Annotated in this window: 17 protein-coding genes, 1 tRNA gene and 6 pseudogenes (1 of these 24 running past the window's edge); 15 read left to right on the top strand and 9 right to left on the bottom strand. The window is 67.6% G+C overall.

The window, feature by feature from the left end; genetic code table 11:
- Positions 1–9 precede the first annotated feature (9 nt).
- Positions 10–429 (top strand): hypothetical protein, encoded by a 420-nt coding sequence (locus tag DPM13_RS12120; RefSeq protein ID WP_112888098.1) that lies wholly within the window; start codon positions 10–12, stop codon positions 427–429.
- Here DPM13_RS12120 and DPM13_RS23270 read toward each other — a convergent pair.
- From DPM13_RS23270 to DPM13_RS12130, 3 genes and pseudogenes are all read right to left on the bottom strand, one after another.
- Positions 414–713 carry a GNAT family N-acetyltransferase gene (locus DPM13_RS23270; RefSeq protein WP_223252586.1) on the bottom strand — a complete coding sequence of 100 codons (300 nt, stop codon included), beginning with the start codon at positions 711–713 and terminating at the stop codon, positions 414–416. The two genes, DPM13_RS12120 and DPM13_RS23270, sit on opposite strands and share 16 nt — an antisense overlap.
- Complete coding sequence (locus DPM13_RS23275; protein WP_223251988.1) at positions 713–1,138, bottom strand: hypothetical protein; 426 nt, start codon at positions 1,136–1,138, stop codon at positions 713–715. Before DPM13_RS23275 ends, DPM13_RS23270 begins: the two co-directional genes overlap by 1 nt.
- Positions 1,135–1,876: pseudogene (locus tag DPM13_RS12130) on the bottom strand (competence/damage-inducible protein A). Before DPM13_RS12130 ends, DPM13_RS23275 begins: the two are co-directional and overlap by 4 nt.
- A gap of 111 nt (positions 1,877–1,987) precedes the next feature.
- On the opposite strand from DPM13_RS12130, the gene map reads away from it, so the two are divergent.
- Complete coding sequence (map, locus tag DPM13_RS12135) at positions 1,988–2,794, top strand: type I methionyl aminopeptidase (protein WP_112888099.1); 807 nt, start codon at positions 1,988–1,990, stop codon at positions 2,792–2,794.
- A 248-nt stretch (positions 2,795–3,042) separates the two neighbouring features.
- On the opposite strand, the pseudogene DPM13_RS12140 reads toward map, so the two are convergent.
- A pseudogene (locus tag DPM13_RS12140) lies at positions 3,043–4,060 on the bottom strand (LacI family DNA-binding transcriptional regulator).
- A 94-nt stretch (positions 4,061–4,154) separates the two neighbouring features.
- Between DPM13_RS12140 and DPM13_RS12145 the strand changes: the two are divergent.
- Positions 4,155–4,231, top strand: a tRNA-Arg gene (locus DPM13_RS12145).
- Positions 4,232–4,257: 26 nt separating this feature from the next.
- On the opposite strand, the gene DPM13_RS12150 is transcribed toward DPM13_RS12145, so the two are convergent.
- The 4 genes from DPM13_RS12150 to nspC form a co-directional block, all read right to left on the bottom strand.
- Complete coding sequence (locus DPM13_RS12150) at positions 4,258–5,085, bottom strand: glycosyltransferase (protein ID WP_112888100.1); 828 nt, start codon at positions 5,083–5,085, stop codon at positions 4,258–4,260.
- Positions 5,086–5,187: 102 nt separating this feature from the next.
- Positions 5,188–6,216: a GlxA family transcriptional regulator gene (locus DPM13_RS12155; protein ID WP_099648906.1), complete on the bottom strand. Its 1,029-nt coding sequence runs from the start codon at positions 6,214–6,216 to the stop codon at positions 5,188–5,190.
- Between the two features lie 119 nt (positions 6,217–6,335).
- Positions 6,336–7,559, bottom strand: coding sequence for a saccharopine dehydrogenase family protein (locus DPM13_RS12160; protein ID WP_112888101.1), 1,224 nt, complete (start codon positions 7,557–7,559; stop codon positions 6,336–6,338).
- Between the two features lie 36 nt (positions 7,560–7,595).
- Complete coding sequence (gene nspC, locus DPM13_RS12165; RefSeq protein ID WP_099648908.1) at positions 7,596–8,702, bottom strand: carboxynorspermidine decarboxylase; 1,107 nt, start codon at positions 8,700–8,702, stop codon at positions 7,596–7,598.
- Positions 8,703–8,934: 232 nt separating this feature from the next.
- Between nspC and DPM13_RS12170 the strand changes: the two genes are divergently transcribed.
- The gene (locus DPM13_RS12170; protein ID WP_145963360.1) at positions 8,935–9,855 is read left to right on the top strand and encodes a VaFE repeat-containing surface-anchored protein; all 921 of its coding nucleotides are present in this window, start codon (positions 8,935–8,937) and stop codon (positions 9,853–9,855) included.
- Between the two features lie 34 nt (positions 9,856–9,889).
- Here the strand turns inward: DPM13_RS12170 and DPM13_RS12175 are convergent, their stop codons facing one another.
- Positions 9,890–10,348 (bottom strand): Fe-S cluster assembly transcriptional regulator IscR, encoded by a 459-nt coding sequence (locus DPM13_RS12175; protein WP_028718017.1) that lies wholly within the window; start codon positions 10,346–10,348, stop codon positions 9,890–9,892.
- A 169-nt stretch (positions 10,349–10,517) separates the two neighbouring features.
- Between DPM13_RS12175 and DPM13_RS12180 the strand changes: the two genes are divergently transcribed.
- From DPM13_RS12180 to DPM13_RS12220, 11 genes and pseudogenes are all read left to right on the top strand, one after another.
- Positions 10,518–11,177 carry an alpha/beta hydrolase gene (locus tag DPM13_RS12180; protein WP_028718016.1) on the top strand — a complete coding sequence of 220 codons (660 nt, stop codon included), beginning with the start codon at positions 10,518–10,520 and terminating at the stop codon, positions 11,175–11,177.
- Positions 11,178–11,180: 3 nt separating this feature from the next.
- Positions 11,181–12,305, top strand: a complete 1,125-nt coding sequence (locus DPM13_RS12185; RefSeq protein ID WP_112888103.1) for an HD domain-containing protein — start codon at positions 11,181–11,183, stop codon at positions 12,303–12,305.
- Between the two features lie 94 nt (positions 12,306–12,399).
- A pseudogene (locus DPM13_RS12190) lies at positions 12,400–13,216 on the top strand (NADP-dependent isocitrate dehydrogenase); the annotation flags it as partial.
- Between the two features lie 77 nt (positions 13,217–13,293).
- Positions 13,294–13,590 (top strand): annotated as a pseudogene (locus DPM13_RS27060) (NADP-dependent isocitrate dehydrogenase); the annotation flags it as partial.
- 271 nt (positions 13,591–13,861) lie between these two features.
- Positions 13,862–14,530 carry a phosphoribosylformylglycinamidine synthase subunit PurQ gene (gene purQ / locus DPM13_RS12195; RefSeq protein ID WP_112888104.1) on the top strand — a complete coding sequence of 223 codons (669 nt, stop codon included), beginning with the start codon at positions 13,862–13,864 and terminating at the stop codon, positions 14,528–14,530.
- A gap of 51 nt (positions 14,531–14,581) precedes the next feature.
- Positions 14,582–15,914, top strand: a pseudogene (locus tag DPM13_RS27065) (sensor histidine kinase); the annotation flags it as partial.
- 29 nt (positions 15,915–15,943) lie between these two features.
- Entirely contained in the window at positions 15,944–16,375 is a 432-nt protein-coding gene (locus DPM13_RS23290) for a sensor histidine kinase (protein WP_223251989.1), read from the top strand.
- A 16-nt stretch (positions 16,376–16,391) separates the two neighbouring features.
- Complete coding sequence (locus tag DPM13_RS12205) at positions 16,392–17,717, top strand: sigma-54-dependent transcriptional regulator (protein WP_028718011.1); 1,326 nt, start codon at positions 16,392–16,394, stop codon at positions 17,715–17,717.
- Positions 17,718–18,182: 465 nt separating this feature from the next.
- Complete coding sequence (locus DPM13_RS12210; protein WP_112888105.1) at positions 18,183–20,798, top strand: Rne/Rng family ribonuclease; 2,616 nt, start codon at positions 18,183–18,185, stop codon at positions 20,796–20,798.
- Between the two features lie 71 nt (positions 20,799–20,869).
- A complete protein-coding gene (locus tag DPM13_RS12215) occupies positions 20,870–21,613 on the top strand; it encodes a cytochrome c biogenesis CcdA family protein (RefSeq protein WP_112888106.1) in 744 nt (247 codons plus the stop codon).
- Positions 21,614–21,694: 81 nt separating this feature from the next.
- A pseudogene (locus DPM13_RS12220) lies at positions 21,695–21,925 on the top strand (PaaI family thioesterase) (it continues 171 nt past the right edge of the window).

Consider the following 21,925-nt stretch of genomic DNA (forward strand, 5'->3'; position numbering starts at 1 on the left):
GAGAGGCCGATGGACGAGTTCGAATCGCTGGGACTGAAAAGCGGCATCTGGCAGGGCATCCTGCGCCGCGACACCGCGCCGGGCCGCCTGCTTCTGGTCCATCTGGGCAGCCGCGTGGCCGAGGCCCGCGTCACCCCCCAGGACGACGGCCACTGGCGCGTCGCCGCCGCGATCCCGGCGCAGAAGCTGTCGGACGGGGTGCAGACCTTCCTGCTGCTCGAGGACGCGGGCGAGGGGGCCGAGCCGCCGCTGGCGACCGCGCGCCACCTGGCCAGTCTCAGCCTGGTCGCCGGGGCGCCGCTGGAACAGGACCTGCGCGCCGAGATCGACCTGATGCGCAGCGAACTCGACCTGGTAAAACGGGAACTGCGCCGCGTCGCCGCCCGGCAGGACCAGGCTCGGCAGGACCAGGCTCAGCCCGACCAGTAGTCATAGGCGCCGACCTCGGCAAAGCCCAGCTTGTCATAGGCCGCGCGGGCGGCGGTGTTGGCGCGCTCCACGGCCAGCGCCAGCCGGTCCGCGCCGACCGACAGCGCCCAGTCGGCGGCCGCGCCCAGCAGCCAGCCGGCCATGCCCTGCCGGCGAAAGGCGGGGGCGACCTCGATGGCATGGATCATTGCCACCGGCCCGTCCGCCGCGACGAAGGCCGCGCCGGCCGCGCGGTCGTGCAGGCGCCCCAGCAGGGCGGCGCGGGGCAGGGCGACGCGCTCCATCACCGCCGGCGCGCCGCGCCGATCCCGCCGGCGGCCCACAGGTCGCGCTGGATCGCCAGCGGCGGCCAGGTCGCGAAGGCGGTCATCCCCGGCAGCCGTCCGGCCAGCGCCGCGCAGCCGCAGACCATGATCGCGGTCGGCGTATGGGGGCGATAGCCGCGCGCCGCCAGCGCGTCCCGCAGCGCGGTGTCGCCCAGGGCCACGCGGAACAGCGGTGCCTGGTCCCAGCCCCGGTGCACCGCCTCGGCCGCGGCGATGTCGGCCGCGCTCCAGCCCGGGCCCAGCGCCCGGCTCGACCCGACCCGGCCCCCGGCCCCCAGGCCCCGGCCCGTGCGCAGCGCGCCGCTGTCCCGCGTCTCGGCGGCGGGCCAGGTGGTCTCGAAGGCGCGCGCCAGGTCCGGGGCGATGTCCGGGTCTGGGGTCACAGGTCCAGCCTCTGGCGCAGCACGGCCATGGCCTCGGCCACGCGGGCCGCGTCCAGGCCCCGCACCACCAGGTTGGTGCCCCAGCCGGTCGGGTCCTGGAACGGATAGGAGCCCAGCGACAGGTCGGGATAAGCCTCGGCCACCGCCTTCAGGTCCTCGGCCACGTCGCTTTCGCCGCGCCGCCACCTCGACCGATTGCGACTGCACCGGGCGCCCGCCCGGCAGGCGCGGCACCAGCCAGGCGACCATGGCGCGGAACACCTCGGGGACGCCCGCCATGACATGGGTATTGCCGATGGAAAAGCCCGGCGCGGCCGACACCGCATTGTCGATCAGCGTCGCGCCGACGGGGATGCGCGCCATGCGCAGGCGGTTCTCGGTCATCTCCAGCCCCAGCCGGTCGTAGCGCGCCTGCAGCATGGCGCGGGCCTCGTCGTTCACCTCGACCGGGGTGCCGTGAGCCGCGCCCACCGCGTCGGCGGTGATGTCGTCATGCGTGGGCCCGATGCCGCCCGACGTGAACAGCAGGTCATAGGCCCCGCCCAGCGACTTGTCGAAGGCCCGGATCGCGGCGACGATCTGGTCCTGGTCGTCGGCGACCACCCGGATCTCGCGCAGGTCGAACCCGGTCGCGGACAAGACGCCCGCCAGGTGGTGGGCATTGCCCTCGCGCGTGCGGCCGGACAGGATTTCGTCCCCGATGACAAGGATGGCGGCGGTGGGATTGTCGGATTGCATGGCACGCTCCTCGCGGCGCTGGTTCTCGGCCCAAAGGTATAGGCCTGCGCGCGGGGCTGGAACAAGTGGCCGCGCGGGACTATCTGTGGCTCAAGCAATGACGAGGATCCGATGAACGACGCACGCCAGACCCGCGAGGGCATCCGTATTCATGAGCCTCAGGATTTCGAGGGCATGCGCGCGGCCGGCCGCGTCGCGGCGCAGATCCTGGACGAGGTGGGGCCCATGGTCCAGCCCGGCACCACCACCGGCGCGCTCGACGACTTCATCCGCGCCCGGGTGACGGAACTCGGCACGACCAGCGCCACCATCGGCTATCGCGGCTATCAGCACGCCAGCTGCATCAGCGTGAACCATGTCGTCTGCCACGGCATCCCCGGCGACAAGATCCTGGCCGAGGGCGACATCCTGAACATCGACGTGACGGTGATCCTGGACGGCTGGTACGGCGACAGCTCGCGCATGTATGTGGCCGGAAAGCCCAGCGTCAAGGCCAAGCGCCTGATCCAGGTGACGCATGACGCGCTGATGAAAGGGATCGAGGCGGTGCGCCCCGGCGCCACCTTCGGCGACATCGGCTGGGCGATCCAGAGCTATGTCGAAGGCAACCGCATGTCGGTGGTGCGCGACTTCTGCGGCCACGGGCTGGGCCGCACCTTCCACGCGCCGCCGAACGTCCTGCACTTCGGCCGCCCCGGCAAGGGGCCCGTGCTGGAGGAAGGCATGTTCTTCACCATCGAGCCGATGGTGAACCTCGGCCGCCCCGAAACCAAGATCCTGGCCGACGACTGGACGGCGGTGACGCGCGACAAGTCGCTCTCGGCCCAGTTCGAACATTCGATCGGCGTGACCGCCAGCGGCGCCGACATCTTCACCCTGTCGCCCGGCGGCGTCTTCTACCCCGACCTGGATGGCTAGGCGCCGGTCGCCGGCCCCGCTGCCCTGCCAGCCTCGGGCGTGGGCAAGAATGGGTATTTGAAAAACGGTGAAGGACCAGGCGCCGTCCTGTGTGTTCGGCGCGGCGAACATGGTGCGCGCCGCATCGGGCTTTCACCGTCTTCCCAAATACCCATGCGGCGGCCGCAACCCGCGGCAGCGCCCACCGCGGTGCACACCCTGTGTACGCGCGGTGTACGCCCCGTGCACCGTCGGAACAGCGGAAAACCTCAGGTTTTCCGGCGGATGGTGTCGCCCGGGATGAAGGTCGGCGCCAGGGCGATCACCCCCCCTTCGGGCGGCGCCTCCTTGCCCGCGACGATGCGGGCGGCGCGCCGGCCGATATCGACGCGCCGCGCGTCGGTGGTGGCCAGCCGCATCGGCAGCCCGTCCAGCAGATCGACCCCGTTGAAGCCCGCCAGTCCCAGCCGGCCGGGGATGTCCAGCCCGCGCTCAAGGCACCACAAAAGCCCGCCCGCGCCGATCATGTCATTGGAATAGTAAAGGAAATCCAGGTCTGGCTCGCGCGTCAGGATGCGCTCGGTCAACTCGCGCCCCTTGCTCAGGGACGACCCGCCCTGGTAATATTCCCGCGCCGCCAGCTGCACGCCCAATTCGCCCAGCCGCGCCTCGAACCCGGCCAGGCGCTTGCGCGCGCGGTGGTCCTCGGGCATGTGCGTGCCGATGAAGCCGATGCGCCGATAGCCCGCGCCGAAGATCTCGTCCGCGATCTCGGTCCCCGCCCGGCGGTGCGAGATTCCGACAGCCGTATCAATGGGTTCGCCGTCCACGTCCATGATCTCGACGACCGGCAGACCGGCGTTGTCCAGCATCGCCCGCGCCGCCCGGCTGTGCTCCAGCCCGGCCAGGATCACCCCCGAGGGCCTCCAGCTGAGCATGTCGTAAAGCACCGCGTCCTCGCGCGAGGGGCTGTAGTTCGTCACCCCCACCACGGGCTGCAGGCCGGTATCGTCCAGTTCCGCCGGACGCGCCCGGCCTCGGGAAAGACCATGTTCGACAGCGACGGGATACCACCGCGACCAGGTTGACGCGCTGGCTGGCCAACCCGCCCGCGATCTTGTTCGGGACATAGCCCAGCGTCCGCGCGGCCGTCAGCACCTTCTCGCGCGTCGCGGCCGAGACATCGCCCCGGTTGCGCAGCACGCGGCTGACGGTCATCTCGGAAACCCCGGAAGCTTCCGAGACATCGCGCAAGGTCAAGGGGCGGCGGGGTCTTTTCGTTGTCATCGGGATTCCGGTCGGCGTCATGTTACCGTTACCGCACCTGCCCCTGCGCGGCAAGCTTGCCAATCCCGCCGCCAAAGGGCAAAAGAGGCGCGGCGGCCCCGTGGCTCAACTGGATAGAGCAATCCCCTCCTAAGGGATAGGTTACAGGTTCAAGTCCTGTCGGGGTCACCAGACGCCCTTTCCTCCTTGCGCCGCGATCAAACCGGCAGCCCGGCCACCGCCCGCGCCTCGGGCGTCAGATAGGGGAAATGGCGCTCGACGGCCTTGGTGGCGGTTTCGGCGTCGATCAGGTTCATCTTCTGGCGCCGGATCCGGCCTTCGTCCAGCGTCGTGTCGTTCATCCCGTTGTGGGTGACAAGCGACATGTGCCCCGGGATCGAGATCGAGGTGAACCGCTCGGCCATCCCGTAATGGCCAAAGCCGAAGATGCTGGCGCTGGGGTGGAACAACGCCACGCCCGCGCTGAAGAACGGTGATCGCCACTGATAGACGCCGGCGTGATCGCCGCCGACCGAACAGAACAGCACGTCGCGGAAGCTGGCGGCAAAGGGAAAGGCGTTGGGCACGATTCCTCCGGCCGCCTGGCGCATGCGGCGGATATAGACGTTGCACAGCGCGTCGTCGTCATCCAGCCGGAACTGCAGGGTCTGGCGATAGTCGATTCCCAGCTCCTTGAACACCTGGCCCTGGGCGGTGCCGGCATGGATGACGGGGAAAAAGCGCAGCACCACCTGAGGCACGGCCGCGCAAAGCGCCGCAAGCCGGTCGCGATAGGGCTGCGGCATCAGTTCCGAGGCCAGCACGACGAAGGTGAAGTCGGGATCGGTCTGCGCCCGGATCGAGGCCAGGGTCAGGTGCTCGAAGGTGGTGAACCTTCGTTCCAGCCGCTCGGGCACAAAGATCGAAGCCTTGCGCGCCTCGACCGCCTCGGCGTTCTCGTCGGCCTTGTCTGGCGGAATGGTCCTGAAGGCGGCCCAGTCGCCGCGGCCCAGCAGCGAAAAGCGGCAGATGCCGACGATTTGCAAGAAATAGCCCTCCGATCCACAACCGGGGCGGGATTTCCCCGGGCGGGTCGAGTTAAGGCAAGCCTGCCGGACAAGGCAATGGCGAAGGACGGATTTTTCCGGTCATTCCTCGGCGGGCTGGTTGCGCGCGCGCTCTTGCCGCCACAGGTCGGGGGTCGTCCCCTCGGTTTCGCGAAAGACGCGGATCAGGTGCGAGGCGTCGCAGAAACCCGTTTCCTCGGCGATGCGGGTGACGGTTCGGTCGGTGCGGGCCAGCAGCATCCGCGCCTGCGCCAGCCGGATGCGCGCCGAAGCATCCGCCGGGGGCAGGCCCAGGTCGGCGTTGAAATGGCGTTCCAGCTTGCGCCGGCCCACGCCCAGGTCGCGCGCGATGCGGGCGATGGGCAGGGGTGCATGCAGGTTCTGCTGCATCGCCAGCAGGGCGCGGCGCACCAGAGGATCGCGGGCATTCAGTTCCAGCGGCAGGCCGGGCTGGGGGCGGTCGCCCTCCATCGGCTCGTCGATCATCAGGATCGACAGCGCCTTGCGCGCGGCCGCCCGGCCCAGGTGGCGGTCGATCAGGAAGGCAGCCAGATGTGCCGCGCTGACGCCCCCCGAACAGGACAGCCGGTCGCGGTCGACGACGAAGATCTGGTCCGAGACCGGGCGCATCCGGTCGAACTCGGCCAGGAAATCCTGGTGATGGAACCAGCTGACGCAGCAGCGGTAGCCGTCCATCAGCCCCAGCCGCGCCAGGGCGAAGACCCCGGTGCACAGCCCGCCCAGCCCCACCTTGGCCGCCGCCGCCTTTTGCAGGAAGGCGTTCTGTTCCGGCGACAGCCCGCCGCCGCCGTCGATCAGCCCGCCCACGGTGATGATATAGTCGAAGCGGCCCGGATCGCCCAGCCGCTCGTCCGGCTCGATCCGCATGCCGCAGGACGACTGCACGGGCGCAAGGTCATGGGACAGGATCGCCCAGCGGCACCGGATCGGGCGCGAGCCGTCGCCGTCGTCAGCCGCCAGCCGCAGCACGTCGACGAATGTGGCAAAGGCCGACAGCGTGAAGCGCGGCGCCAGCAGAAAGCCGATGCGCAGGCGCGGGGCGGGGGCTTGGGCCTTGCCGGAGGCGGGAATGTCGGATGGATCGGGCATGACGCGAATCAACGATGATTTGTGTCGCGATCATGACAGGTGTTGCCCCGCCACGCCATAGGCACGCGCGGCCCCGGCGGGCCGCGCGGTTCGACAGGCTTCCCGGATGGTCCGGGGCGTTACAGCGGATGATCGCCGGTGGCGTCGATCACCCGCGTGGGCAGGCCAAGCTCGCCCAGCAGCTCCAGGAAGGGACGGGCGGGCAGGTCCTCGACATTGGCCATCTTCCTGACGTCCCAGGGGCCGCGCGCGATCAGGATAGCGGCGGCGACCGGGGGAACGCCCGCGGTATAGCTGATGCCCTGGCTGCCCACTTCCTGATAGGCCTCCTTGTGGTCGGCGACGTTGTAGATGAAGACCTCGCCCGGCTTGCCGTCGCGGGTGCCCTTGACCAGATCGCCGATGCAGGTCTTGCCCTGATAGTCGGGCGCCAGGCTTGCCGGGTCGGGCAGCACGGCCTTGACCACCTTCAGCGGCACGACCACGAGCCCCTCGGCGGTTTTCACCGGCTGTTCGGAGAGAAGCCCGAGGTTCTGCAGGACGGTAAAGACATTGATGTAATGGTCGCCGAATCCCATCCAGAAGCGCACGTCGGCGTCCTTGTAGCGGGCCGACAGGCTGTGCACCTCGTCATGGCCCGACAGATAGGCGGTCTGCTTGCCGACCACGGGCAAGTCCCACTCGCGGCCGACCTCGAACATCCTGTTTTCCTGCCAGGCGCCATTCTGCCAGGAATAGACCGTGCCGGTGAATTCGCGGAAGTTGATCTCGGGGTCGAAGTTGGTGGCAAAATAGCGGCCGTGGCTGCCGGCGTTGATGTCGACGATGTCGATCGAGTCGATCTTGTCGAAATACTCGTCCTCAGCCAGACGGGCATAGGCATTGACCACGCCGGGGTCGAAGCCCGCGCCCAGGATCGCGGTGATCCCGGCCTTGGCCACGTCCTCGCGCCGCTTCCATTCGTAATTGCCGTACCAGGGCGGGGTTTCGCAGACTTTCTTAGGGTCCTCGTGGATGGCGGTGTCGATATAGGCCGCGCCCGCGTCGATGCAGCCCTGCAGCACCGTCATGTTGACGAAGGCCGAGCCCACGTTGATGACGATGCCCGCGTCGATCTTGCGGATCAGCGCGGCGACGGCGGCGCTGTCCATGGCGTCCAGCGGATGGGCGGTGAATGCGACCGAATGGCCCTTGTCACGGATGCTCGCGGCGATCTGCTCGGCCTTTGAGACAGTGCGGCTGGCGATATGCAGCGTTCCGAATTCGCGGGCGTTCTGCGCCAGCTTATGCGCGACCACCTGCGCGACGCCGCCGGCGCCGATGATGAGCACGTTCTTGGGCAATTCGATCTCCTTTTCGGGCAGGGAAGGGGGCGCCTGTCAGGACAGGCTGGCCTTGTAATCGTCATAGCCGAAGCGGCGCGCCTCGCGGATCGTGCCGTTTTCGTCCCGGATCGCGATTGCGGGCATGGCGACGCCGTTGAACCAGTTCTTCTTGACCATCGTATAGCCCGCGGCATCCGCGATGCTGATGCGGTCGCCGACCTTCAGGGGCGCGGGAAAGCGCGCCTCGCCGAAGATGTCGCCGGCCAGGCAGGTCTTGCCCGCGACCTGATAGGCGTGCTCGCCCTCCTGCGGCAGCTTGGCGGTTTCGCGATAGATCAGCAGGTCCAGCATATGCGCCTCGATGGAACTGTCCACGATGGCCACGTCCTTGCCGTTGTGGATCAGGTCCAGCACCGTGACCTCCAGGCTGGCGGCCTTGGTGATGCTGGCCTCGCCCGGTTCCAGGTAAAGCTGGACGCCGAACCGCTCCTGAAAGGCGCGCAGCCGCGCGGCCAGCCGGTCCAGCGGATAGTCGTCGCCGGTAAAATGGATGCCGCCGCCCAGCGATACCCAGTCAAGCTTTTCCAGGAAGCCCCCGAACTCGGCCTCGATCCGCGACAGCTGCGCATCGAACAGGTCGAAGTCGCGGTTTTCGCAGTTGTAGTGGATCATCACGCCGTTGATGCGGTCGAGCGCGGATTCCAGACGCGGCAGGTCCCACTCCCCCAGGCGCGAGAAGGGGCGCGCCGGGTCGGCCAGGTCGAAGCCGCTGGTCGAAAAGCGCGGGTTCAGCCGCAGGCCCATGGCGATGCCGCGATCCCTGGCGCGGGCGCCGAACCGATCCAGCTGGCCCAGCGAGTTGAAGATGATCTTGTCGGCGTAACCCAGCGCCTCGTCGATCTCGTGATCGGCCCAGGCGACGGAATAGGCATGGGTCTCGCCGCCGAACTCCTCGTGTCCCAGCCGCAGTTCGTACAGGCTGGACGAGGTGGTGCCGTCCATGAACGGCCGCATGACGTCGAAGACCGACCAGGTCGCGAAGCATTTCAGCGCCAGCAGGCATTTGGCGCCGGACTGCTGGCGCAGGGTCTGGATGCGTTCCATGTTCACCCGCAGCCGCGCCAGGTCGATCAGGTAATGGGGCGTTTGCAGATCGGGCATGGCGGTCCTCGTAAGGGGGCGGGGCGGATGAAGTGGCTCATTTAGGGGCACCTTGCGGATTTCGCAAGGAATGGTGACGTGACCATGACGGCCCGGACGGATGGCGGGCGGGTCGGGGGCGCGCTGCGGATCAGCCGGATATCGCCGGAGATGCCGGCGGGGTCGGCGCCGCGCCGCCTGCACGGGAACAACCGGCTTGAACCGACTCGGCCGATCTGGCTAGCGGGGCCGCATGACACAAGATGCACATATCAGACCTCATGCCCGCAGGATCGCCGCCGCCGCCGTGCTGGCGCTTGCCGGCCTTGTTCACCCGGCCCTGGCCCAGGACGGCGCGGTCACGCTGACCAGCACCGTGGTCGAGGATTCCGACGACAACCGCTTCTTCATGCGCACCGGCGGCATCGCCCGCGACGATGTGGCCTATGAGGGGCTGGTGCCTGGCCGGACCTATACCCTGGTCGCGCAGCTTTATCACATAGGCGAGCAGCGGCTGGTGGGCGAGCCCGCCTTTGCCGAACTGACGCCCGAGGCGGCCAGCGGCAAGACCAGCTTTCTGTTCCCGGTGCCGCAGAACCGCACCCGCTACAATATCGACTATGCCGTCTACCTGACGCTTTACGACGGCAAGGTCGATGCCGCGAACCTGGCCGATGCCACGCCCATCGCCCAGATCCGCGACACCGAAAGCGCGGCGACGGTGGTGCAGGTCCACGCGATCCAGCGCATCGCGGTGACCGCCAAGGACGCCGCGGACGGCGACCGGGCGCTGCCGGGCGAGGGCGGCAGGATCGTGGCCGAGGTGACATACGAAAACCTGGTCGAGGGCTATCCCTACACCCTGTGGGGCGAGCTGATGAAGACCAGCGGCCAGTCGACCGGGATCTATGCCGCCATCCCGGAATACAAGCCCGAGGGCAAGAACGGCACCGTGACGATGGAATTCACCGTTCCCGAGGGGTTCGAGGGGGTCGCGCTGATGCCCTCGGTCGGGCTTTATCACCAGAAGCGCGTGGCGATCGGCCAGAATGGCATCCTGTCGATCCTGCCCGATGCGCCCAATCCGGTGATGATCGCCTCTGACCCGAACCTGAACGTCCCGGAAAAGACCGTCGCCATCGGCACGCTGTTCGAAGACCTGCCCGAACAATAGGATTGCCGCGCGCCCCGCCCCGGGGGGGCGCGGCCTAGTCGTCCACGATGGACAGGATCTTGGGCAGGGCGGGGCAGGGCAGCAACTGGTTCTTGGCCACGTCCGCCAGGGTGTGGTTGTGCAGGAACACATAGACATGCGCCGACAGCCCCTCCCACAGCCGGTTCGACAGGGTCTGCGCGCGCGAGCCCGAGATCCCGCCCGAGGCCCCCGCGCCGATGTGCAGCGCGCTGACGGTTTCGTCCACCGCGCCCAGGATGTCGGCCACGCGGATCGTTTCGGGGGCCCGCGCCAGGCGATAGCCGCCGCCGGGGCCGCGCACCGATTCCACCAGCCCGGCGCGCCGCAGCCGCACGAACAGCTGTTCAAGATAGGGCAGCGAGATGTCCTGGCGCTTGGAAATCTCGGCCAGCGAGGTCAGGTCGTCGCCCTTGGCGATGGCCAGATCGACCAGCGCGACCATTGCATAGCGGCCCTTTGTGGACAGTTTCATCCCGGTCTCCCTTGTTGACGCAAGACAGGGATCAAGCTAATCCGCCAGCGCCGTGCATGACTGCGTCTTGCCGGTGCCCGGTCTTGCCTGATTCAGCCGCGCTTCCCAGATTGACGATCTAGAGCCCAGCCGCCACAGGGTCAAGAAACCCGAGTTTCAAAGGAAGCCCATGCCCGAACTGATTTTCCCCGGTCCCGACGGTCGTCTCGAGGGGCGCTACCACGCGCAGGCCAATCCCGACGCGCCCATCGCCATCGTGCTGCACCCGCATCCGCAATACGGCGGGACGATGAACAACCGGGTCGTCTATAACCTGCACTATGCCTTTCACCGCATGGGTTTCACCGTCATGCGGTTCAACTTTCGCGGCGTGGGCCGCAGCCAGGGCGAATTCGACCAGGGCATCGGCGAACTCAGCGACGCCGCCTCGGCGCTGGATTACCTGCAGGCGATGAACCCCAACAGCAAGCATTGCTGGGTCGCGGGCTTTTCCTTCGGCGCCTGGATCGGCATGCAGCTGCTGATGCGCCGCCCGGAAATCACCGGCTTCATCAGCGTGGCGCCGCCGGCGAACATGTACGATTTCAGCTTCCTTGCGCCGTGCCCGTCCTCGGGGCTGATCATCAACGGCACCGCCGACCGCGTGGCGCCGCCCAAGGACACCCACACCCTGGTCGGCAAGCTGCGCGAGCAGAAGGGTATCACCATCACCCACGAGGAGATCGAGGGCGCGGACCATTTCTTCCGCGACGACGAGGTGCACATGAAGCCGATGATCGACAAGGTGCAGACCTATGTCCGCCGCCGGCTGACCGAAAGCACGCGCTAGGCCATGTCGGACCTGACGGCGCGCTTCGCCTTCCTGACCGAGGCCGACCGGCTGAAGTCGGTCGAGCGGGCGAACGTGCTGATGGACCTGTCGCGGCCCGAGAACAGCGCCGAGCACAGCTGGCACGTCGCGCTTTACGCGCTGGTCTTCGGCGGCTCGGACCGGGCCATCGCGATGATCCTGCTGCACGATCTGGTCGAGATCGACTGCGGCGACCACCCGATTCACCTGGACCACGACGCGGCCGCGGTCGAGGCGGCGGAACGTGCCGCCGCCTGCCGCCTGTTCGGCCTGCTGCCGGATGGCGCGCGCCTGCTGGCGCTGTGGCAGGAGTTCGAGGCCGCCCTGACCCCCGACGCCCGTTTCGCCAAGCGCATGGACCACGTCCAGCCGTTGTTCCAGGTCCTGTCCGCGCCCCGGCCGCTGCCCGGCCATCTGGGCATCGCCCGCGACAACATGACGCGCGGCCGCTGCGCCCGGCTGTGGCAGGAGTGGCCCGAGGCGATGGCGGCGGGGCAGGGGATGCTGGACGGCACCCCTCCGCCCGACGGTCTGGCCGGCCGCCTGGCCTTTCTGGCCGAGGCCGACCGGCTGAAGTCGGTGCTGCGCGCCAGCACGCTTTGCGACGGCTCTCGCCGGGAAAACAGCGCCGAACACAGCTGGCACCTGGCGCTTTACGCGCTGGTCATGGCGCCCGTCGCGGGGCCCGAGGTGGACATCGGCCGGGTCATTCGCATGCTGATCCTGCACGATCTGGTCGAGATCGACGCGGGCGACGTGCCGATCCATGCGCTGAACGGCGCCGCGCACCACGGCGCGGCCCAGCTGGCGGCCGAGGAGGCCGCCGCCGAACGGCTGTTCGGCCTGCTGCCCCAGCCGCTGGGAGCCGAGCTGCATGCGCTTTGGGCCGAGTTCGAGGCGAACGAGACCCCGGATGCGGTCTTTGCCAAGGCTCTGGACCGGGCCCAGCCGGTCATGCAGAACATCGCCTGCGGCGGCGGCTCCTGGATCGAATACCGTGTGACCTATGAGCAGCTGGTCGAGCGCGTGGGCCTGCGCATCCAGCGGGGCGCACCGACCCTGTGGACCTGGCTGGACGAAAGCGCGCGGGGGTTTTTCGCCCGGTAGGCTGGGGACTGTATGCAATCGCATACCAGCCTTTCCTTTGGCGTTCTTTCTCGCTATAGGGCGGTCAGCCGAATCCTAACCGAAGGGACCACCCATGTCGAAGATCAAGGTAGAGAACCCCGTCGTCGAACTCGACGGCGACGAGATGACCCGGATCATCTGGGACTTCATCAAGCAAAAGCTGATCCTTCCCTATCTGGACATCGACCTGAAATACTACGACCTGGGCATCGAGGAGCGCGATCGCACCAACGACCAGATCACCGTGGACGCGGCCAACGCCATCAAGCAGTACGGCGTCGGCGTGAAATGCGCCACCATCACCCCCGATGAGCAGCGGGTCGAGGAATTCGGCCTGAAGCAGATGTGGAAATCGCCCAACGGCACCATCCGCAACATCCTGGGCGGCGTCATCTTCCGCGAGCCGATCATCTGCAAGAACGTGCCGCGCCTGGTTCCCGGCTGGACCCAGCCCATCGTCGTCGGCCGCCACGCCTTCGGCGACCAGTACCGCGCCACCGATTTCCGCTTCCCCGGCAAGGGCACGCTGACGCTGAAATTCGTCGGCGAGGACGGCGAGGTGATCGAGCGCGAGGTGTTCCAGTCGCCCGGTTCCGGCGTCGTCATGGGCATGTACAACCTGGACCAGTCGATCATCGACTTTGCCCGGTCGTCCATGAACTATGGCCTGATGAAGGGCTGGCCGGTCTATCTGTCCACCAAGAACACCATCCTGAAAGCCTATGACGGCCGCTTCAAGGACCTGTTCCAGAAGGTCTATGAGGAAGAGTTCCAGGACAAGTTCAAGGCCGCCGGCATCCATTACGAACACCGGCTGATCGACGACATGGTGGCCAGCGCCTGAAATGGTCGGGCGGCGTCTGGGCCTGCAAGACACGATGGCGACTGCAGCGGACACCGTCGCGCAGCGCGAGCTGCGTCGCATATACGGTTGGGTGACGCCGGACGGGAACCGTTCGGCGAAGATCCGGGCGGGACCGTGACGCGCCATGACCGCGAGCACCTGAAGGGCAACCAGACCTCGACCAACTCGATCGCGTCGATCTTTGCCTGGACCGGCGGCCTCAAGCACCGCGCGAAGCTGGACGGCAACGAGGCGCTGAAGACCTTCGCCGAGACGCTGGAGCGCGTGACCGTGCAGACCGTCGAGGACGGCTACATGACCAAGGACCTGGCGCTGCTGGTCGGGCCCGACCAGAAGTGGCTGACCACCATGGGGTATCTGGAAAAGGTCGACGAATACCTGAACAAGGCGCTGGCCTGATCGCTTTCAGGGACAGGTGCGGGGCCGGGGGAAACCTCGGCCCCTTCCTTTTGTGCGAACGATAGCCCGGCGTTGCGGGTGGGACGCGGCCTCGGTCTTCCTCGTTGCAAAATACCCATGCGGCAGTGCCGCTGGCGCGCACGCATGGGTATTTGGAAAACAGTGAAAGCCGGTGTCGCGCGCGTGCCCGTCTGGTTTCGCGCGTTCAAGGCGGCTTAACATGCGGGCGGTCCTGGAGTAAGGGAAGCGCGAGCAAAACGGAGTGTCCGCCATGAAAGCCGCCGTCATCACCTTTCCCGGTTCGAATTGCGACCGCGACCTGGCCGTCGCGCTGACGCAGGCGGGGGCGGATGTGGCGCGGGTCTGGCACAAGGACACGGCCCTGCCCCAAGGGGTGGATCTGGTCGCGGTACCGGGCGGCTTTTCCTTTGGCGACTATCTGCGCTGCGGCGCCATCGCCGCCCATTCGCCCATCGCGCCGGCGATCCGCGACCATGCCGCGCGGGGCGGCTTCGTGCTGGGCATCTGCAACGGCTTCCAGGTCCTGACCGAACTGGGCCTGCTGCCGGGCGCGCTGATGCGCAACTCGGAACTGAAGTTCATCTGCCGCGAGGTCGGGCTGACCGTCGCCAGCGCCAGCAGCCCCTATACCCGGGCCTATGCCCCGGGCGAGCATATCCGCCTGCCCGTGGCGCATCACGACGGCAATTACCAGATCGATCCCGAGGGGCTGGCCGCGCTGAAGGACCAGGACCGGATCGCCTTTGCCTATGCGCCGGCGATCAACGGCTCGGTTCTGGACATCGCCGGCGTACTGTCGGAAAACCGCCGCGTGCTGGGCATGATGCCCCATCCCGAGCGGGCGGCCGAGCCGGCCCATGGCGGGACGGATGGCGCACGGCTTTTTGCCTCGGTCGTGCAAGAGCTTGCCACCGCCTGACTTGAGCGGGAGCCCTTCGCGCACTAGACTGAATCGTCGCCCGCCAAGGCGATGCCGGAGGGATATGCACGAGATCGACCATCCAGCGGTTCAGCCGCCGCCAGCCGCGAAGGCCGGGCGGGCCGATGGGGTCTGCGCGGCATCATCGGGGCCCTGCTGGTGCTGGCGGTGGGCACCATCTGGTTCACCAACGGCTGGCTGACGGCGCGGTTTTCGGAAAACACCCGGGTCCGGACGGAACTGCGTTCGGCGCTGTATACGGGCAACCTGCTGTCGGAACTGCAGCGCACTTCGGTCGTGCCGCAACTGCTGGCGCGCGACCCGGCGCTGATTTCGGCGCTGATGGCCAAGGATTTCTCGGGCACCTCGGCGCGGCTGATCTCGGCCCAGAAGGAAATCGGCGCGGCCTCGATCCGGCTCTTGGATGCCTCGGGGCGCACGGTGGGGTCGACCGATCGCAACCTGATCGGCACGAATTATGTGCAAGAGCCCTTCTATGTCGAATCGCTGCGGTCCAAGGACACGGTCTTTACCGTCTCGCCTTCGCCGCAGGGCGCCTATGAATTCGCCTATTCCCGGGCGGTGGTGGCGGACGGGCGCACGCTGGGCGTGGTCGTCGTCGGCGCGGACCTGACGCGGCTGGTGCGGTCCTGGGCGGGTATTTCCGACGCCATCGCCGTCACCGACAGCGAGGGGCAGATCATCCTGTCCACCGAACCGCGCTGGCGGGGCTTGACCGTTCCCGAGGCGCTGGCGGTGCGTTCCGCCCCCTCGGCCATCGCGCGGGCCTTTCAGGTGACGGCCGACTGGGCCTCGCCCCCGGCCGACGCCTATGTGCAGGGCAAGGCGGTGATGCAGGCCGAGACGCGCATCCCGTTCCGCGGCTGGAAGATGATCGCCTTTACCACCTACGAGTCGGTGCGCGAGCGGGTGAATGCGGTGCTGGCGCTGGTCATCATGGGCTTCGCCATCCTGCTGGCGGCCGTGTTCTACCTGCTGTCGCGCCGCGCCCGGGTGGAATCGGCGGCGTATATGCGCGAATCGGCCGACTTGCGCGCCCTGAACCAGCGCCTGACGCGCGAGATCGCCGAACGCGAGCGGGTCCAGCGCGAGCTGCGCGTGGCCGAGCAGACCGTGCAGCAATCCAGCAAGCTGGCCGCGCTGGGCGAGATGTCTGCCGGCTGTGCAGGCGCGGATGAACCGCCATGGCCGACGCGAATATGTCCAGGTTCTGCGGCTTCTGGAGACTTTCGATCTCGCCGATCTGCGGGCTGCCGTGACGCAGGCCCTCCGGATGGGGGCGATCAGCTTTGATGCAGTGAAGCATCTTCTGCTTTGCCGGGTGGAGCGCCGACCACCGCGCCTGGACCTCGACTGCTCGCCCTGTCCAGCGCGCTGGTGAGAGGAGCCGCAGTGCGCGGCCGCACGATCCGGCTGCAGCGCAATATCCCGCGCTATCCGGTCATGGTCTATTGCGACCGCATCCGGCTGGAGCAGGTCATCATCAACCTGCTGCGCAACGCGATCGACGCCATCAAGGGCGTCCGCGAACCGGCGATCGAGATCACGGTCAGTTCGGGCTCTCACGCATTCTTGTCTGTTCGGGACAATGGTCCGGGCGTATCCGACCTGGAACGGCTGTTCGAGCCCTTCTTCACGACCAAGAAACCCGGCGAGGGTACGGGCTTGGGGCTGGCGATCTCGTCCGGGATCGCGGCCGATTTCGGAGGACGCCTGACCGCGCACAACGCGGAGGACGAGCGGGGCCGCGGGGCCGTATTCGAACTTGAGCTGCCGCTGCATGATCCGGGCCGACGGGCCGGAACGCAGCTGGCGGCGGAATAAGGAAAGGTAGGCGCGCATGAGCCGCACGATGAAGATTGCCGTTGTTGACGATGAACCCGACATGCGCGAATCGATCAGCCAGTGGCTGGCGCTTTCGGGCTTCGACACCGAGACATTCGCCAGCGCCGACGACGCGCTGAAGGTGATCGGCGCGGACTGGCCGGGGGTCATCATTTCGGACATCCGCATGCCGGGGACGGACGGGATGGCCTTCCTTAAGCGCCTGATGGGGATCGATTCGGGTCTGCCGGTCATCATGATCACCGGCCATGGCGACGTGCCGATGGCGGTCGAGGCCATGCGGATCGGCGCCATGGACTTCATGGAGAAGCCCTTCAACCCCGAACGGCTGACCGAGCTGGTCAAGAAGGCCAGCCAGGCCCGGCGCATGACGCTGGACAACCGCGCCCTGCGCCGCGACCTGTCGGAAGGCCAGCAGGTCATGTCCAAGCTGATCGGTGCAAGCCCGGTGATGGAGCGGCTGCGCGAGGATATCCTGGACCTGGGCCAGGCAGACGGCCATGTCCTGATCGACGGCGAGACCGGGACCGGCAAGACGCTGGTGGCGCACGCCCTGCACGCCGTGGGGCCGCGCGCGTCCAAGAAATTCGTGCCGATCTCCTGCGCCGCCTACAACGACGAGGTTCTGGCGGCGAAGCTGTTCGGCCCGGTCGAGAACGGGCTGCCTGCGGTCGAGGAAGCGCGCGGGGGCACGCTTTGCCTCGAGGACATCGAGGCGCTGTCCGACGGGCTTCAGGCGCGGCTGCTGGCTTTCATCGCCGAGCAGGGCAGCCCGGCCGAAACCCGGATCATCGCCATTTCCAATGCCCGGGGCGAGGGCCGCAAGGCCGAGGATTCGCTGCGCCCCGACCTGTTCTATCGCCTGACCGCGCTGAAGATCACCCTGCCGCCGCTGCGTTCGCGCGGCGAGGACATCCTGGCGCTGTTCACCCGCATGACCGAGCAGTTTTCCGAGGAATACGGCTGCGAGCCGCCTCAGGTCACGGCGCAGGAGGCCGCGCAGCTGTTGCAGGCGCCCTGGCCCGGGAACGTGCGGCAGTTGATCAACGTGGCCGAGCGGGCAGTGTTGCAGAACCGGCGCGGCTCGGGCTCCATCGCCTCGTTGCTGATGGCGGATGGCGAGGACACGCAGGAAGCCACCACGACCGAGGGCAAGCCCTTGAAGGAATACGTCGAAAGCTTCGAGAAGATGCTGATCGACAACACCATGCGCCGCCACAAGGGCAGCATCGCCGCCGTGATGGACGAGCTTTGCCTGCCGCGCCGGACGCTGAACGAGAAGATGGCGAAATACGGGCTGAGCCGCAGCGATTACCTGTAGCCTCTTCTGCCCGGATATGCCGCAGGCCGTGCGACCGGCCGGCGGCTAAAGTCGGCCGCCGCAGAAAAACCGATTGTAACTGCGCGGTCTTCCCCGCTATCTTCGCCCCAAGGGGCGGCCTGTCGCAATTCATGGTTGTTCGTCCCCGCCAGTTTCGCAGCGTGTCAGCCGGTCACGGCCCGAACAGGGGTGACGGCGGGTGCGCGGAAAAATCAGCGCCCATGCCCCCCGGGGCCTCTGGGCATTCGTATCGCCGTCCGGGGCGCAGGTGCTGCGCTTTGGGCCAAGAAAGGTAAACAGACGCGATGGATCGCGCAGCGCAGCTTGATCGGGAACGGCACCGGGGAAAATTTCCCGATGCCGCGATTGCTGCTGTCAGCGTGCCGCGTCGCGTTCTTACAATGAGCAGCGGGATCATGGCGCCGCCCATGCGCGGACCAGGCCTGCTGCCCGGAAATCGGAAACATGTCAAAAAAAATGCTGATCGACGCCACGCATGCCGAGGAAACTCGGGTTGTCGTGGTCGATGGAACCAAAGTCGAAGAGTTTGACTTCGAGACGGTCAACAAGCGGCAGCTTGCGGGCAACATCTATCTGGCCAAGGTGACGCGGGTCGAGCCCTCGCTGCAGGCGGCCTTCGTGGATTACGGCGGCAACCGCCACGGCTTCCTGGCCTTTGCCGAAATCCACCCGGATTACTATCAGATCCCCGCCGCCGACCGTAAGGCGCTGCTGGAGGAAGAGCGCCAGGCCGCCGCCGCCGAGAATGACGAGGCCGAAAAGCCCAAGCGCGGCCAGCGCCGCCGCAAGGGGCCCAAGCCCGCCGTCGCCGATGCGGGCGACGCGGTAGTGTCCGAGGACATCGCGGGCATGGCCATCGTCGATCCGACCGAAGGCGACGGTGGGCCTGCCGAGAGCTTCCACCCCGAGCCCGAGGCAGAAGCCATCGCACCCGATGCCGCCTTGCCCGAGGCTGCGTCCGAGCCCGCCCCCGAGGAGGAGCACGCCGACGAGGAAACCGCCGAGGACGACGGCATCGAATCCGTCGCCGAGGAGGATGTGGCCGAGGAGATCAGCGCGCCGAAGCGCCAGCCCCGCGCGCGCCGCTACAAGATCCAGGAAGTCATCAAGGTCCGGCAGATCATGCTGGTCCAGGTCGTCAAGGAAGAGCGCGGCAACAAGGGCGCGGCCCTGACCACCTACCTGTCGCTGGCCGGCCGCTATTGCGTGCTGATGCCCAACACTGCGCGCGGCGGCGGCATCAGCCGCAAGATCACCAATGCCGCCGACCGCAAGAAGCTGAAGGAAATCGCGTCCGAGCTGGAGGTGCCGGAAGGCGCCGGGCTGATCATCCGCACCGCCGGCAGCCAGCGCACCCGGACCGAGATCCGCCGCGACTATGAATACCTGATGCGGCTGTGGGAGCAGATCCGCGAACTGACCTTCAAGTCCATCGCCCCCGCGCCGGTCTATGAGGAAGGCGACCTGATCAAGCGCACGATCCGCGACATCTACTCGAAGGAAATCGAGGAGGTTCTGGTCGAGGGCGAGCGCGGCTATCGCACGGCCAAGGACTTCATGAAGATGATCATGCCGTCCCACGCCAAGAACGTGAAGCACTACCAGGACCAGATGCCGCTGTTCGCGCGCTACCAGGTGGAAAGCTATCTGGCGGGCATGTTCAACCCGGTCGTGCAGCTGAAGTCGGGCGGCTACATCGTCATCGGCGTGACCGAGGCGCTGGTCGCCATCGACGTGAACTCGGGCCGGGCCACCAAGGAAGGCTCGATCGAGGATACGGCGCTGAAGACGAACCTGGAGGCCGCCGATGAGGTGGCGCGCCAGTTGCGCCTGCGCGACCTGGCCGGGCTGATCGTCATCGACTTCATCGACATGGAGGAGCGGCGCAACAACGCCGCCGTCGAGAAGCGCTTCAAGGACAAGCTCAAGACCGACCGGGCGCGGATCCAGGTCGGCCGCATCTCGGGCTTTGGCCTGATGGAGATGTCGCGCCAGCGCCTGCGTCCGGGCATGCTGGAATCGACCACGCAGCCCTGCGCGCATTGCCACGGCACCGGGCTGATCCGCAGCGACGATAGCATGGCGCTGACCATCCTGCGCGCCATCGAGGAAGAGGGCACCCGCAAGCGTTCGCGCGAAGTGCTTGTCAAGGCGCCGGTCGCCGTCGCGAACTTCCTGATGAACGCCAAGCGCGAGCATATCGCCGGCATCGAGACGCGCTATGGCATGTCGGTGCGGGTCGAGGCGGACCCGTCGCTGATCTCGCCCGACTATGCCATCGAGAAGTTCAAGACCGCGACGCGGAACGTGCCCGAGGTGACGCATCCCGTCGTTTCGGTCGATGCACGGCTGATGGCCCAGATCGACGAGGAAGACACGTCCGAGGATGAGGGCGAGGACCTGACCGCCGAAGTCGAGGATGCCGCGGCGGACGAGTCCGGCGCTGCGGGCGATGACGCCCAGTCCGAGGAACTGCGCGGCGACCGCGACGAGGGTGGCGAGAACGGCAAGCGTCGTCGTCGCCGCCGTCGCCGTCGCAATGGCCGCAATGGCGAAGCCGAAGGGCAGGGGGGTGACGAAACCGACGCGCCCGAGGTTGCCGAGGGAGAAGCCGAGGCCGAGGAGCAGGCCGCACCCGAAGCGGCACCCGAGAGCGACGAGCAGGGCGCCGGTTCGCGCCGCCGCCGGTCGCGCCGCCGCAAGGGCGAGCAGGCCGAGGTTGCCGCGGAACCCGCCGCGCCTGTCGATCTGACCGACCTGCCGATTGCCGACGTGCAGCCCGAGCCGGATGAGGTCGTGGCAGAGGTTGCGGAAGCTGAGCCTGCGCCCGCGCCGGAACCGGACGCTGAGGCCGTGCCCGCCGAGCCGATGGCCGTGGCCGAAGAGGCGCCCGCCCCCGTCGAGGCGACCCCGGAGCCGATGGCCGTCGAGCCTGAAAGCGCGGAGCCCGAGGTGGCGGAAAGCGTCGAGCCCGCCGCGCCGCAGCCCGAGCCGGAACCCGCGATGACCGCCGAGGAGCCGTCACGGCCCAAGCGGCGCGGCTGGTGGTCGCAGGGCTGATTGTCGCAGATGACACAAGATTGAGGCGCGGGGTCTTTCCCGCGCCTTTTTCATGGCGCAATCTGCGCGGCATGTTGGGAATCGAGCTTGCAGACGCCGCCTTCCTGCCCGCCGCGATGGTTGCGCTGCTGGCCGGCATCCTGTCCTTTCTGTCGCCCTGCGTCCTGCCGGTCGTCCCCCCCTATCTGGCCTATATGACCGGAGTCGGGGTCGGCGGTCTGCGCGCGGGCGAACGCAGCGCGGTGGTTCCGGCGCTGTTCTTCATCCTGGGGCTCTCGACCGTCTTTCTGCTGATGGGCATGGCGGCCTCGGCCTTCGGGCGGGTGTTCCTGCAATGGCAGGAGTGGCTCGCGCGCGGTGCGGGACTGGTCGTGATCGTCATGGGGCTGCATTTCCTGCGCCTGATCCGCATCCCGTTTCTGGATGGCGAGGCGCGGATCGACGCAGGCGACAAGGGGGGCAGTTCCCTTGGGGCCTATCTGCTGGGCCTGGCCTTTGCCTTTGGCTGGACCCCCTGCATCGGCCCCCAGCTTGGCATGATCCTGTCGCTGGCAGCGACCGGGGCCGAGGCGCAGCGGGGCGTCGCGCTGCTGGCGGTCTATGCCTTGGGCCTGGGCATCCCGTTCCTGCTGTCCGCCATCTTCGTCAACCGGGCAATCGGGCTGATGAACCGCATCAAGCCGCATCTGAAGCTGATCGAACGCATCATGGGCGCGCTGCTGGTGGTGGTGGGCCTTGCGCTGCTGACCGGGGCCTTCCCCAGCTTTGCCTATTGGCTGCTGGAAACCTTTCCCTGGCTGGCCGCCCTGGGCTGATCCGGGACCGGGCTCTTGCGCTTTCCAGGCGCGGCCGCCACTCTGCCCGCCGCAGGGCGCTGGGGCGCATGGTGGCGATGGATGCGGCCACAACCGATTGCGGATCAGGCCTTTCCCCAGGTCGCGGGCCAGATCCGGGTCGAATCGCTGGACGACCGCTGACCGCCCGCGCTGATCGTCCAGCACGGCCATCTGCGGCCGGGGGGCACGGTCAGCGGCCCTGCCATGTTCGCATTGGCGGATGTGGCGATCTATCTGGCGATCCTGTCGCGGATCGGAGAGGTAGCCCTGGCGGTGACGACCAATGCCTCG

The organism is Paracoccus mutanolyticus, from assembly GCF_003285265.1.
GTDB lineage: Bacteria > Pseudomonadota > Alphaproteobacteria > Rhodobacterales > Rhodobacteraceae > Paracoccus > Paracoccus yeei.

Excerpts from the sequence above, each read along its gene's own strand:
- nspC (WP_099648908.1), bottom strand. The coding sequence starts at position 8,702 with ATGCCCGATCTGCAAACGCCCCATTACCTGATCGACCTGGCGCGGCTG.
- DPM13_RS12185 (WP_112888103.1), top strand. The coding sequence starts at position 11,181 with ATGTCGGACCTGACGGCGCGCTTCGCCTTCCTGACCGAGGCCGACCGG.
- DPM13_RS12120 (WP_112888098.1), top strand. The coding sequence starts at position 10 with ATGGACGAGTTCGAATCGCTGGGACTGAAAAGCGGCATCTGGCAGGGC.
- DPM13_RS12210 (WP_112888105.1), top strand. The coding sequence starts at position 18,183 with ATGTCAAAAAAAATGCTGATCGACGCCACGCATGCCGAGGAAACTCGG.
- DPM13_RS12175 (WP_028718017.1), bottom strand. The coding sequence starts at position 10,348 with ATGAAACTGTCCACAAAGGGCCGCTATGCAATGGTCGCGCTGGTCGAT.
- DPM13_RS12155 (WP_099648906.1), bottom strand. The coding sequence starts at position 6,216 with ATGCCCGATCCATCCGACATTCCCGCCTCCGGCAAGGCCCAAGCCCCC.
- purQ (WP_112888104.1), top strand. The coding sequence starts at position 13,862 with ATGAAAGCCGCCGTCATCACCTTTCCCGGTTCGAATTGCGACCGCGAC.
- DPM13_RS12180 (WP_028718016.1), top strand. The coding sequence starts at position 10,518 with ATGCCCGAACTGATTTTCCCCGGTCCCGACGGTCGTCTCGAGGGGCGC.
- DPM13_RS12205 (WP_028718011.1), top strand. The coding sequence starts at position 16,392 with ATGAGCCGCACGATGAAGATTGCCGTTGTTGACGATGAACCCGACATG.
- DPM13_RS23270 (WP_223252586.1), bottom strand. The coding sequence starts at position 713 with ATGGAGCGCGTCGCCCTGCCCCGCGCCGCCCTGCTGGGGCGCCTGCAC.
- DPM13_RS12215 (WP_112888106.1), top strand. The coding sequence starts at position 20,870 with ATGTTGGGAATCGAGCTTGCAGACGCCGCCTTCCTGCCCGCCGCGATG.
- map (WP_112888099.1), top strand. The coding sequence starts at position 1,988 with ATGAACGACGCACGCCAGACCCGCGAGGGCATCCGTATTCATGAGCCT.
- DPM13_RS12170 (WP_145963360.1), top strand. The coding sequence starts at position 8,935 with ATGACACAAGATGCACATATCAGACCTCATGCCCGCAGGATCGCCGCC.